13 protein-coding genes are annotated in these 12,051 nt (G+C 70.1%); 2 read left to right on the forward strand and 11 right to left on the reverse strand.

The window, feature by feature from the left end; genetic code table 11:
* Positions 1 to 127: 127 nt before the first annotated feature.
* The 7 genes from GQ56_RS0115520 to GQ56_RS0115550 all read right to left on the reverse strand — a co-directional run bounded on the left by GQ56_RS0115520 (position 128) and on the right by GQ56_RS0115550 (position 6,433).
* Entirely contained in the window at positions 128 to 346 is a 219-nt protein-coding gene (locus GQ56_RS0115520) for a hypothetical protein (RefSeq protein ID WP_031399520.1), read from the reverse strand.
* A complete protein-coding gene (locus GQ56_RS0115525) occupies positions 346 to 795 on the reverse strand; it encodes a hypothetical protein (RefSeq protein WP_031399521.1) in 450 nt (149 codons plus the stop codon). Before GQ56_RS0115525 ends, GQ56_RS0115520 begins: the two co-directional genes overlap by 1 nt.
* 58 nt (positions 796 to 853) lie before the next feature.
* Positions 854 to 2,671, reverse strand: coding sequence for a glutamine--fructose-6-phosphate transaminase (isomerizing) (glmS, locus tag GQ56_RS0115530; RefSeq protein ID WP_031399522.1), 1,818 nt, complete (start codon positions 2,669 to 2,671; stop codon positions 854 to 856).
* 50 nt (positions 2,672 to 2,721) lie between these two features.
* Positions 2,722 to 4,083 carry a bifunctional UDP-N-acetylglucosamine diphosphorylase/glucosamine-1-phosphate N-acetyltransferase GlmU gene (glmU, locus tag GQ56_RS0115535; protein ID WP_031399523.1) on the reverse strand — a complete coding sequence of 454 codons (1,362 nt, stop codon included), beginning with the start codon at positions 4,081 to 4,083 and terminating at the stop codon, positions 2,722 to 2,724.
* A gap of 134 nt (positions 4,084 to 4,217) precedes the next feature.
* Positions 4,218 to 5,213, reverse strand: coding sequence for a tRNA 2-thiocytidine(32) synthetase TtcA (gene ttcA, locus GQ56_RS0115540; RefSeq protein ID WP_031399524.1), 996 nt, complete (start codon positions 5,211 to 5,213; stop codon positions 4,218 to 4,220).
* The gene (locus tag GQ56_RS0115545; RefSeq protein WP_031399525.1) at positions 5,210 to 5,614 is read right to left on the reverse strand and encodes a dihydroneopterin aldolase; all 405 of its coding nucleotides are present in this window, start codon (positions 5,612 to 5,614) and stop codon (positions 5,210 to 5,212) included. The genes ttcA and GQ56_RS0115545 overlap by 4 nt, the downstream gene beginning before the upstream one ends.
* Before the next feature lie 75 nt (positions 5,615 to 5,689).
* The gene (locus GQ56_RS0115550) at positions 5,690 to 6,433 is read right to left on the reverse strand and encodes an SDR family oxidoreductase (RefSeq protein WP_031399526.1); all 744 of its coding nucleotides are present in this window, start codon (positions 6,431 to 6,433) and stop codon (positions 5,690 to 5,692) included.
* 13 nt (positions 6,434 to 6,446) lie between these two features.
* Between GQ56_RS0115550 and GQ56_RS0115555 the strand changes: the two genes are divergently transcribed.
* Together GQ56_RS0115555 and GQ56_RS0115560 are read left to right on the forward strand one after the other, a co-directional pair.
* Positions 6,447 to 7,640, forward strand: coding sequence for a class I SAM-dependent methyltransferase (locus GQ56_RS0115555; protein WP_031399527.1), 1,194 nt, complete (start codon positions 6,447 to 6,449; stop codon positions 7,638 to 7,640).
* Positions 7,641 to 7,880: 240 nt separating this feature from the next.
* Positions 7,881 to 8,075: a DUF2905 domain-containing protein gene (locus tag GQ56_RS0115560; protein WP_031399528.1), complete on the forward strand. Its 195-nt coding sequence runs from the start codon at positions 7,881 to 7,883 to the stop codon at positions 8,073 to 8,075.
* Between the two features lie 25 nt (positions 8,076 to 8,100).
* Here the strand turns inward: GQ56_RS0115560 and GQ56_RS0115565 are convergent, their stop codons facing one another.
* From GQ56_RS0115565 to GQ56_RS0115580, 4 genes are all read right to left on the reverse strand, one after another.
* On the reverse strand, positions 8,101 to 8,322 hold the full coding sequence (locus GQ56_RS0115565; protein WP_031399529.1) for a hypothetical protein: 222 nt from the start codon (positions 8,320 to 8,322) through the stop codon (positions 8,101 to 8,103).
* A 125-nt stretch (positions 8,323 to 8,447) separates the two neighbouring features.
* Complete coding sequence (locus GQ56_RS0115570) at positions 8,448 to 9,356, reverse strand: carbohydrate kinase family protein (protein ID WP_031399530.1); 909 nt, start codon at positions 9,354 to 9,356, stop codon at positions 8,448 to 8,450.
* On the reverse strand, positions 9,353 to 10,633 hold the full coding sequence (locus GQ56_RS0115575) for an AGE family epimerase/isomerase (RefSeq protein ID WP_031399531.1): 1,281 nt from the start codon (positions 10,631 to 10,633) through the stop codon (positions 9,353 to 9,355). Before GQ56_RS0115575 ends, GQ56_RS0115570 begins: the two co-directional genes overlap by 4 nt.
* Positions 10,630 to 11,649: a LacI family DNA-binding transcriptional regulator gene (locus GQ56_RS0115580; protein WP_031399532.1), complete on the reverse strand. Its 1,020-nt coding sequence runs from the start codon at positions 11,647 to 11,649 to the stop codon at positions 10,630 to 10,632. Before GQ56_RS0115580 ends, GQ56_RS0115575 begins: the two co-directional genes overlap by 4 nt.
* Positions 11,650 to 12,051 lie beyond the last annotated feature (402 nt).

A 12,051-nucleotide genomic window follows, 5' to 3' on the forward strand; every position in this document is an offset into this window, starting at 1 on the left:
GATATGGACATATTCGCATGGTGGCGGGATGGGCGGGGAAGCCGCCCGGCGCCGCCGGTCGCCCTGCGAGGGCGGGAACCGGCCCGAAGGGGCGGCGGGCAGGCTGCTGCCGCGCCCGGGCGGTGGTTCAGCTGTGGCCGTCGATCCACGCGCGGGCCCATTCGAGCCCCGCTTCGCGGGCGTCGTCCTCGGTGTCGAACACGCCGAGCACGCCCGACGCCTCGACCAGCCGGTTGTTCTGCGTGATCGTGCCGCTCCCCGCGAAGCGTTCGGGCTGCAGGATCTCGTCCTGCTGCAGGATCGCGTGGCCCCAGATCTGGTAGCCGCGGTAGGTCTGTGCTTCCATTATCGAGTCACCTCCGCGGAACGGTTGCGTGTGCCGACCCGCAGCACATTGCCGTCCGGCGTGTATTGACGCGGGATGTCGGAGAAATTGAGCGCGTGCTGCGCGTCGGGCGCAGCCGGCTGCATCACCGTGAGACGGCCCGGCGCGGGCTGCGCGACGGGGCGCGGGGCGGGCGGCGTGTCGGGCGCGGCGGCGGGTGCGCGGGGCGCGGCCTTCACGGCCTGCGCGACGCGGCGCTTGTGCGGCTTCACCGCTGCCTTCGGCGTGACGCTCGCGTGCTTCTCCGCGCTTTTGCCGGCGTGCGCGTCGGCCGTCGCGCGCGCGGCCGGCGCACGGGCTGCCGGCAGCCGCGCCTCGGGCGGGTTCCAGACCTCGACGTAGTGCTCGGCCGCCCAGCCCGTCGACGCGAACGTCAGCGCCAGCAAACCGCATCCAAACAGTCTTACCATTGTTTCTCCGTCTGTCTCGCCGGCGCGCCGGACCGGCCGCGCCGGCTGGCGTCCCGCGTTACTCCACCGTCACCGATTTCGCGAGGTTCCGCGGCTTGTCGACGTCGGTGCCGCGCGCGCACGCGGTGTGGTACGCGAGCAATTGCAGCGGCACGACGTGCAGGATCGGCGACAGTTGCCCGTAGTGCTCCGGCATCCGGATCACGTGCAGGCCGTCGTCGTTGACGATCTGCGTGTCGGCATCGGCGAACACGTAGAGCTCGCCGCCGCGCGCGCGCACTTCCTGCATGTTCGACTTCAGCTTTTCGAGCAGCGTGTCGTTCGGCGCGACCGTGACGACCGGCATCGCCTCCGTGACGAGCGCGAGCGGCCCGTGCTTCAGTTCGCCGGCCGGATAGGCCTCGGCGTGGATGTACGAGATTTCCTTCAGCTTCAGCGCGCCTTCGAGCGCGATCGGGTAGTGCAGCCCGCGGCCGAGGAACAGCGCGTTTTCCTTGCGCGCGAATTCCTCCGACCACGCGATGATCTGCGGCTCCAGCACGAGCACGCTGTTCAGCGCGGCCGGCAGGTGGCGCAGCTGCTTCAGGAATTCGGCTTCCTGCGCGGCGTCGACGTGCCCGCGCAGCTTGCCGAGCGTCGCGGCCAGCACGAACAGCGCGACGAGCTGGGTCGTGAACGCCTTCGTCGACGCCACGCCGATTTCGGTGCCCGCGTGCGTCAGGAACTGCATCTCCGTGAGGCGCACCATCGCGCTCGTCGCGACGTTGCAGACGGCCAGCGTGTGCGCATGGCCGAGCGATTGCGCGTGCTTGAGCGCCGCGAGCGTATCGGCCGTCTCGCCCGACTGCGAGATCACGAGCACGAGCTGGCGCGGGTTCGGCACCGATTCGCGGTAGCGGTATTCGCTCGCGATCTCGACCTGGGTCGGGATCTTCGCGATCGATTCGAGCCAGTACTTCGCGGTGAGGCCCGAGTAGTAGCTCGTGCCGCACGCGAGGATCAGCAGGCTGTCGATGTCCGCGAACGCGGCGGGCGCGGCGTCGCCGAACAGCGTCGCGTCGAACGCGTCCGTTTGCGGCACGGTGTCGCTGATCGCGCGCGGCTGCTCGAAGATTTCCTTCTGCATGAAATGGCGATACGGGCCGAGTTCGACCGCGCCGCCGTAGGCGCTCACCACGCGGACCTCGCGCTGCGCGAGCGCGCCGTGGCGGTCGACGATCTTCACGCCGTCGAGCGACAGCTCGCACACGTCGCCTTCCTCGAGGAACGTGAAGCGGTCGGTGCTGCCCGCGAGTGCCAGCGCGTCGGACGCGAGGAAATTCTCGCCGTCGCCGTGGCCGACGACGAGCGGCGACCCCTGGCGGGCGCCGACGACGGTGTGCGGCTGATCCTTGTGGATCACGGCGATCGCGTACGCGCCGTGCAACTGGCCGACCGCTTCGCGCACCGCGTCGAACAGGTTGCCGCGATACAGGCTGTGCACGAGGTGCGCGATCACTTCGGTGTCGGTCTGCGACACGAAGGTGTAGCCCTTCGCGCGCAGCGCGTCGCGCAGCGACTCGAAGTTCTCGATGATGCCGTTGTGGACGAGCGCGAGCGCGTCCGACGAGAAGATCGGGTGCGCGTTGTGCGTGACGGGCGCGCCGTGCGTGGCCCAGCGCGTGTGCGCGACGCCCGTCGTGCCTTCGAGGTGCGACTCGCGCACCTGCGTGTCGAGATCGGCGACGCGTGCGACGCTGCGCGCGCGCTTCGGTGCGTCCGGCTCGAGCACGGCGACGCCGCACGAGTCGTAGCCACGGTATTCGAGGCGCCGCAGACCTTCGATCAGCACCGGAACGATATTACGCTGCGCAACTGCGCCGACAATGCCGCACATGAAATCTGCCTTCTATGTGGAGGCGGGTGCCCCAGGGCACCCGCGTGATATTAAGTTTTCTTCTTGACCGGGCGGACGTAGCCGCTTTTCGCGGTCTGGGTCTTCTCGTTCAACGCGAGCAGGCCGTCGGCCACGTCCTTCCAGATCGTCGTGCCGGCGGCGATCGTCACGCCGCGGCCGACGCGCACGGGCGCGACGAGCTGCGTGTCGGAGCCGACGAACACATCGTCCTCGATCACGGTGCGGAACTTGTTCGCGCCGTCGTAGTTGCAGGTGATCGTGCCCGCGCCGATGTTCACGCGCGCGCCGATGTCGGCGTCGCCGATGTACGTGAGGTGGTTCGCCTTCGAGCCGTGGCCGATCACCGCGTTCTTCACCTCGACGAAGTTGCCGACGTGCGCTTCGTCCGCGAGCTGCGCGCCGGGGCGCAGCCGCGCGTACGGGCCGATCACGGTGTGCGCGCCGAGCTCGGCGCCGTCGATGTGGGTGAACGCGTCGATGCGCGTGCCCGCGCCGACCGACGCGTTGCGGATCACGCAGTTCGCGCCGATCGTCACGTTGTCGGCGAGCGTCACGTTGCCTTCGAACACGCAGTTCACGTCGATCGACACGTCGCGGCCGCAGCGCAGCGTGCCGCGCACGTCGATGCGCGCCGGATCGGCGAGCGTGACGCCTTCGACGAGCAGCGCTTCGGCGACATTGCGCTGGTGGATGCGTTCGAGCTCGGCGAGCTGCGCCTTGCTGTTCACGCCGAGCGTTTCCCATTCCTCGTCGGGCTGCGCGGTGACGACCTCGAAACCGGCCTCGATCGCGAGTTCGACGACGTCGGTCAGGTAGTACTCGCCCTGCGCGTTTTCGTTCTTCAGCGCGCCGAGCCACATCGACAGCTGGGCCGTGGGCGTGACGATGATGCCCGTATTGATCTCGGCGATCTTCAGTTCTTCCGGCGACGCGTCCTTCTGCTCGACGATGCGCGTGACGAAGCCGGATGCGTCGCGCACGATGCGGCCGTAACCGGCCGGATCGTCGAGCGTGACGGTCAGGATCCCGTAGCGGCCGTCGCGCGCGGCGTCGACGAGGCGGTGCAGCGTCGATGCGCGGGTGAGCGGCACGTCGCCGTACAGCACGAGGGTCGGCTGGGCGGGGTCGAGGAGCGGCAGCGCCTGGCGCACCGCATGACCGGTGCCGAGCTGCTCGGCCTGCACCGCGAACTGCACGTCGGGCGCGGCGACGGCGGCCTGGACCTGCTCGGCGCCGTGGCCGACGACGACGACGAGCCGGGACGGCTGCAGCGTGCGCGCGGTGTCGATGACGTGGGAGAGAAGCGGCCTGCCGGCCAGGGGATGAAGCACTTTCGGCAGCGCGGAACGCATGCGCTTGCCGGTGCCTGCCGCCAAAATCACGATATTCATGGCGCCAGCTAGTCAGAGGAGTTCGAAGCCGTCCATTTTAGCATGCGGCTCCCGGCGTTCCGGGCCTGCTGCGGCGCGGCAACAACGCCGGAACGGGCCGCCGGCGCGCCCGTTCCGGCGGGTTCCCGCCCCGATTACAGGTCGTCGAACTGGACGATCGAGATCGGCCGGGCGGCGCCCGCCGGCGCCGTGTCGTCGCCCGACGCGCACGGCTCCTCGTCGAACGCGATGTCGCCGAGCGGATCGGCTTCGCCGGTCGCGCGCAGCGACGTGAACGGGAACAGCGTCGTGTCCATCAGGTGCGACGGCACGACCTTCGCGAGCGCGTTGAACATGTTTTCGACGCGGCCGGGGAAGCGCTTGTCCCACTCGCGGATCAGCGCCTTCATCTCCGCGCGTTTCAGGTTCGGCTGGCTGCCGCACAGGTTGCACGGGATGATCGGGAATTCGCGCAGCTCCGCGTATTTCTCGAGATCGGTTTCCTTCACGTACGCGAGCGGGCGGATCACGATGTTCCTGCCGTCGTCCGACTGCAGCTTCGGCGGCATTCCCTTCAGCTTGCCGCCGTAGAACATGTTGAGCAGCAGCGTCTGCACGATGTCGTCGCGGTGATGGCCGAGCGCGATCTTGGTCGCGCCGAGCTCGCCCGCCACGCGGTACAGGATCCCGCGGCGCAGCCGCGAGCACAGCGAGCAGGTCGTCTTGCCTTCGGGCACGAGCCGCTTGACGATGCTGTAGGTGTCCTGGTTCTCGATGTGGAACGGCACGCCGACCTGCTTCAGGTATTCCGGCAGCACGTGCTCCGGGAAGCCCGGCTGCTTCTGGTCGAGGTTGACCGCGACGATGTCGAAGTCGATCGGCGCGCGCTCGCGCAGGCGCAGCAGCACGTCGAGCATCGCGTAGCTGTCCTTGCCGCCCGACAGGCACACCATCACCTTGTCGCCCTGCTCGATCATGTTGTAGTCGCCGATCGCCTGGCCGACCTGGCGCGCGATCCGCTTGAACAGCTTGTTGTTCTCGTACGCTTCCTTCTGTTCGCGGCGCGTCAGCGCCTGGCGGCCGGCCGGGGCGGCGGTCGCGTCGAGGGGGGCGGCGTCGGCCGCCGTGTCATTCATGTGGGGGGCGTTCATGCGCGCTCCTCGTCCTTGATGCGAAAGACTTCGACGCCGACGGCGTCGCAGTCCGGATAGGCGTCCGGTTTTTCGGTACGGACACGTACCGCGCGCACGGCATCGTGCGTCAGCAGGTGCGCGGCGATCGCGTCGCACAGCGTTTCCTGCAGGTGGATGTGGCCGCGCGCCACGCAGTGCGCGACGCTCTGCTTCATCAGGTCGTAGTCGACGATTTCATGCAGCCGGTCGTCGACGGGGGTGGACAGCGCGAGCGGCACGAACAGGTCGACATTGATGACGACGCGCTGCTCGCCGCGCTTCTCGTGTTCGAAGGCACCGATGTTGATGTGCACCTCGTAATCGCGCAGGTAGAGCCTGCGGCAATCCGCGAGGCGGGGGTGCAGGAGAGCGGAAAACATGGTCGTTCCAGTCAAATTGGCGTGCGCACACGCAAAGCGGCGCGGGCGGCGGCGGTCAGGCCGCGCCCGCGCGGTTCATTCATTCGGGCCGGCGGCAGGCGGCACGAGGTGCTCGCCGCCGTCGACGGTCAGCGTCGCGCCCGTGATGCCGGGCGCGCTCGCGAGATAGCAGACGGCTGCCGCGATGTCGTCCGCGTGCGGCGCATGGCCGCGCACGAGCGCCGCGACGCGCACCTTCGGCGCGAGCGCGAGCGCCAGCGCCGGCGTCGCGCGGTTCAGCGCCGCCTGCATCAGCGCGTGCGACAGCTGCGCCGGCGCCGGGTGAAACAGCGCCTGGTCCAGCACGTGGATTGCGCATGCGCGCAGCGCCTCGTGCTCGCACGCGGCGTCGGGCGTCGCGTCGGCGAGCGCGCGCGCCAGCGCGAGCGGCGCCGTCACGTTGCGCGCCAGCGCGCCGGCCAGCGCCGCGCCGTCCACCGTGTGCGCGTCGTCGGCGCCTGCGCTGGCGCTCACGAACACCGTGCACGCGGGCCGGCCGAGCGCCGCGCCGCACGCGGCGACGAGCGCGGTCGCATCGGTTTCCAGGGCCAGATCGGCGTCGAGCACGACCGCACGGCGGCCGAGCGCCGCGACTTCGGCGACGAGCGCGGCGGCCGCGGCGCGCGGCGCGCCCTGGCCGCGCTGCAGCGCGACATCCCAGCCGCGCCGCGCGAATCCGGTTGCGAGCGCACGTCCGATCGACGCGGCGTCGGCGGCACTGCCCAGGGCGCCTGTGACGAGCGCCACGCGCTGCGTCGACGTATCGGCTGAAACGGTCATTTACAATGCCGGGATGAACCCGAAAGCTCACGAACCCGCTAGTTTACCTGCTCCCGGCCCTGACGCGCTCGCGCAGTCCGAAACCCTCGCCGCGCAACTGCGCGACGAGATCGCGGCGGCCGGCGGCTGGCTGCCGTTCGACCGCTTCATGGAGCGGGCGCTGTATGCGCCCGGGCTCGGCTATTACAGCGGCGGCGCGCGCAAGTTCGGGCGCCGCGCCGACGACGGCAGCGACTTCGTCACCGCGCCCGAGCTGTCGCCGCTGTTCGCGCAGACCCTCGCGCAACCGGTCGCGGAAGCGCTCGCGGCGAGCGGCACGCGCCGCGTGATGGAATTCGGCGCCGGCACCGGCAAGCTCGCGGCCGGGCTGCTCGCGGCGCTCGACGCGCTGGAGGCCGCGGTCGACGAATACCTGATCGTCGACCTGTCCGGCGAGCTGCGCGCCCGCCAGCGCGACACGATCGCGGCGGCTGCACCGGCGCTCGCGGACAAGGTGCGCTGGCTCGACGCGCTGCCCGAACGGTTCGACGGCGTCGTGGTCGGCAACGAGGTGCTCGATGCGATGCCCGTGCGGCTGTTCGCGAAGGCGGGCGATGCATGGCGCGAGCGCGGCGTCGCGCTCGACGCGCGGCAGGCGTTCGTGTTCGAGGACCGACCGGCCGCGCCGGCCGGCCTGCCGCCGGCGCTCGCGGGGCTCGACGAGGCCGGCGACGGCTACGTGACCGAGACGCACGAGGCCGCGCTGGCGTTTACGCGCACCGTCTGCACGATGCTCGGGCGCGGCGCGGTGCTGCTGGTCGACTACGGCTTTCCGGCGCACGAGTACTACCATCCGCAGCGCGACCGCGGCACGCTGATGTGCCACTACCGCCACCACGCGCACGACGACCCGTTCCTGTACCCGGGGCTGCAGGACATCACCGCGCACGTCGAGTTCACCGGCATCTACGACGCGGCCATCGCCGCCGGCGCCGACCTGCTCGGCTATACGTCGCAGGCGCGCTTCCTGCTGAACGCGGGCATTACCGATGCGCTGGCCGCGATCGATCCGTCCGACATCCACGCGTTCCTGCCGGCCGCGAACGCGGTGCAGAAGCTGATCTCCGAGGCCGAGATGGGCGAGCTGTTCAAGGTGATCGCGTTCTCGCGCGGCATCGACGGCACGCTCGACGCGTTCGCGCGCGGCGATCGCTCGCACGCGCTCTGACCAGGGGCCTATATATATGGAGCGCGCAAGCGAACGCCCGAGATCGCTCGTCGGGCAACGCGTGAGGAGCGCCGTCCGGCCGCACCGGACAAGCGGCGAACACCGCCGCCACACGGGCGATCGCGGGCATTCCCGTGACATGAATTCCTTGATGTGGGGTTGCCACGAGAACGGCCGCGCGCGTCGCGAGCGGCCTTCCTCGCGGCAACGCATGCGCAATCCTGTACACGGACTCTCGACATGCTGCGCTGGCTGATGACGTCGTTCGTCGCGGTGATGATCCTGACGCGCTGCTGGCCGTGGCTCGGCAAGCTCGGCATCGGGCGGATGCCGGGCGACGTCACGCTGACGCTCGGCGGGCGGCGCTACCCGTTCCCGTTCATGTCGACGCTGGTGCTGACGATGCTGGTATCGATGGTGGCGCGGCTGCTCTGAGCCGCGCCGGAACGGGCGGCGCGCGTTACAGCTCGATTTCGCCGAGGATCCGGTGCGCGAGCGCCTTCGCCTCGTCGAACGCTTCCTCCTCGCTGGGGCTCGTCGCGTGGACGTCGTAGCGCATGTTCTCGGTCTCGTCCCCGTCGTCCCGCGAGAGGATCACGTATCCCTGGAACTGCCCGTTGCCGGCATGCTGGGTATGCGCCTTGGCCGTGTAGATGCCTTTCGTGAACGTGTTGGTGTCCATCGTTGCTTCTCCCGCAAAACGACACTTCATCGTAGCACTGCGGCGCAGCATGTACAGCGCCGCTAATCGGTGACCGAACGGTGTCCGGTCGCGGTGCCCGGACGCCGCGTCCGGACACCTTCCCGTCAACCCTCGATCAGCGCGACGACCTCGTCGAGCGTCGGCGCATGCGCGCCCGTATGCCGGCACGCGGCGGCGCCCGCCGCCAGCGCGAACGCGAGATGCTCGCGCCACGACCGCTGCGGCGCCGCCATCAGGCTGAACAGCATGCCGCCGATCGACGCGTCGCCCGCGCCGACGGTGTCGACAACCTCGACGCGCGGCGGGCGCGCCTCGTGCACGTCGCCGTCCGCATGGAGCGTCGCCGCCTGCGCGCCGCGCGTGACGAGCACGGCCGCGCGCGGGTTCAGCGCGCGCACGGCCGCGATCGCGTCGGGGCCGTCGTCGCCGAACAGGTGCCGCAGGTCCTCGTCGGACACCTTGATCAGGTCGGCGAGGGCGGCCATGCGTTCCAGCGTCGGCCGGTACGCGGCCGTCATCAGGTTCCGGACGTTCGGGTCGAAGCTGATCTTCACGCCGCGCGCGTGCAGGTCGGCCGCGAGCGCGGCCAGCGTGCCCGCGAGCGGTTCGCGCACGAGGCTGATGCAGCCGAAATGCGCCCATTTCACGTGGTCGGCCCAGCCGGCCGGCAGCCGCGCGGGATCGAACGCGAGGTCGGCGCTCGCTTCGCCGATGAAGAAGTACGCGGGCGGGCGGGTCTCGTGGACGATCGCGAGCAGCGGCGGCCGTGCGACGCGCTGCAGGAAGCGCAGGTCGAGCCCGGCCGCGTCGCTCGCGCGCCACAGCGCGTCGGAGAAGCAGTCTTCGCCGATCGCGCCCGCGAGCGCGCTCGGCACGCCGAGCCGCGCGACCGCGCGTGCGACGTTCCAGCCGGCGCCGCCCGGCACCGACGTCCACTGCGCATCGCCCGCGCGCACCATGTCGGTCAGGATGTCGCCCGCCGACACGAAAGACGGAAACGTGACGCCGCTCATTGCGTCGGCTCGCTGCGCGCCGCGCGCGCGAGGGTCGCGAGCACGTCGTAGCACGCGCCCATCGTGTGATAGTCGGTCTTGCCGGCCGGGCTCTTTTCGTCGCTGTACTTGCGGTTGTCGCAGGTGAGGATCCGGTACCACGCGCCGTAGCGATGATCGACGAAGTGCGCCCAGCTGTAGCGCCAGATCTCGTCGTACCAGTCCCAGAAGCGCTCGCTGCCGGTGCGCGCGCCGAGCATCGCGGCCGCCGCGAAGGTTTCCGCCTGCACCCAGAAGTACTTGTTGTGGTCGCAGATCGTGAAGTCGGGGCCGAAGCCGTAGTACAGGCCGCCGTGGTCGGCGTCCCACGCGTGCGTGAGCGCCGCGTCGAACAGCTCGGCCGCGCGCGGCACGAGCCAGTCGAGCGGGCGGTGCCGCTCGAGGATCAGCAGCAGCTTCGCCCATTCGGTCTGGTGGCCGGGCTGGAATCCCCACGGGCGGAAGATGTTCGAGCTGTCTTCCTTGTTGTAGTCCCAGTCGACCGACCAGTCCGCATGGTAGTGCTCCCACACGAGCCCGTCCGACAGCGCGGCCTGGCGCTGCGTCACGTGGCTGGCGATCTTTTCCGCGCGATCGAGATAGGTGAGATGGCCGGTCGCCTCGTAGGCCGCGAGCAGCGCCTCCGTCATGTGCATGTTGGCGTTCTGGCCGCGATACGACGACACGATCCAGTTCGGCGTCGCGTCGTCCGCGTAGAGGCCCGCGGCCGCATCCCAGAAGCGGTGTTCGGCGAGCTCGTAGGTCGCCGCGATCAGCGAGCGCGCCTCGTCGATGCCGGCCATCGTCGCGTGCGCGGCGGCCAGCAGCACGAACGCGAGCCCGTAGCAGTGGCGCGTGCCGTCGAGCGTCGCGCGCTTCGCGCCGTCGCGCCAGTCGAGTTCCCAGTCGTAGCCCTGCAGCGCGTCGTCCCAGTGCGCGTCGCGCAGGAAGCGCAGCCCGTGGCGCGCGTATTCGAGGTGACGCGCATCGCCGAAATGCCGGTACGCCATCGCGTAGTTGAAGACGAACCGGCAACTGCTGACCAGATGGCGCGACGTGCGGTTGTAGACGCTGCCGTCGTCGCGGAAGTAGTGGTAGAAGCCGCCGGTCGGGTCGAACGCGTTGGTCGCGTAGAAGCGCAGCGTGTCCTCGACATGCGACAGCAGGAACGACGGATCGCGGAAACTCGCGACGAACGGCGCGGCTTGCGCGTGGGCGGCCGGCGCGGCCGGGCAGGGTTGGACCGGGGGCATGTTCATGACTCAGTGACCGTGGCGGTATCGAGTGCCGGCGAGCCGGCGGGCTGGCTGCTGGCCCGCACGATCAGCTCGACGGGCAGGGAAATCTCGGTGTGCTCGGGCGCCTCGGCGAGCAGCAGCTCGACGCCGCGGCGGCCGAGCGCTTCCTTGTCGACCGCGAGCGTCGTGAGCGGCGGGTTCGCGTGCGCGGCCGCCGGGATGTTGTCGAAGCCGACGATCGCGATGTCGTCGGGCATGCGCAGCCCGCGCGCGGCGCAGACGCGCTGCGCGGCGAGCGCGGCCGCGTCGTTGTACGCGAATACCGCGTCCGGGCGCGGGCCCGGCGCGTCGAGCAGTTGCGCCATCGCGCGGGCGGCGCCGGTGTCGGGATCGAGCCCCGCGTCGATCGTCACTTCGTAGGCGGGATCGAACAGCCGCCCGGCCTCGAAGAACGCGCGCCGGTAGCCGATCGCGCGCTGCGCGATGCTGTAGTGCGCGGGCGAGCCGCCGATGAACGCGATCCGTGTGCGGCCGGTGGCCAGCAGGTGACGCATCGCGAGCGCCGCGCCCGTCGCGTTGTCGATGTTCACCGAGCGCAGCCCCGGCGCCCACAGGTCGATCAGCACGAGCGGCCGGCCGGTGGCGGCGAGCGCCTCGATCGTCTCCGGCTCGATGAAGCCGGCCACCGCGATCGCGTCGGGCGCGTGCGGGCGCATCTGGCGCAGCACGTCGTCGTTCGGCCCGACCGTGAGCAGCGTCGGCACGATGCCGCGCTCGCGGCACGCGTCCTCGACGCCGTGCAGCACGTGCGAGAAGAACGGGCTCGCGGGGAAGCGGTTGTGCTGGCGGTGCAGCAGGAAGGTGAGCCGGCGGATGCGCGGCCGCAACTGCGCGGGATCGTAGCCGAGCCGCTGCGCGATCTCGACGATGCGCGCACGCGTCGCTTCGGACAGGCCCGGCTGGTTCTTCAGCGCGCGGGAGACGGTGCCGATCGAGACCTCTGCCGCCCGCGCCACGTCGCGAATGGTGGTGCCCATCGTTCGGGTTCCGGTTTGTTTAGGGTGAAAGCGATTGTATAGTAAAACGTATCGCGGAATTCGGGCCGGATAGCCGGGGAATACCCGTGAATGAAGGGCTTTTAAGCGCTAATCTGCGAAAACGACGTTACTAAAAATACTAAACAAAACGCGAAAATGCCAAGGAGTGTGTGCAGGTGGGCGGTGGACGGGAAGCGGACCGGCTTCGCGCGTTCGTGCCACGCTGGCTGGTTGCGTGCACAGGCCGCGGAGGAGCGGAGCAGTCGGGGAGTCGAGCAGCCCGGGAACTAGGGAGTCGGGGAATCGGGAAGCCGGGCAGTCGGGAAGCCGAGCAGCCGAGCAGCCGAGCAGCCGAGCAGCCGAGCAGCCGAGCAGCCGAGCAGCCGACCAGCCGACCAGCCG

This window comes from Burkholderia paludis (assembly GCF_000732615.1).
In the GTDB taxonomy this organism is placed as follows: domain Bacteria; phylum Pseudomonadota; class Gammaproteobacteria; order Burkholderiales; family Burkholderiaceae; genus Burkholderia; species Burkholderia paludis.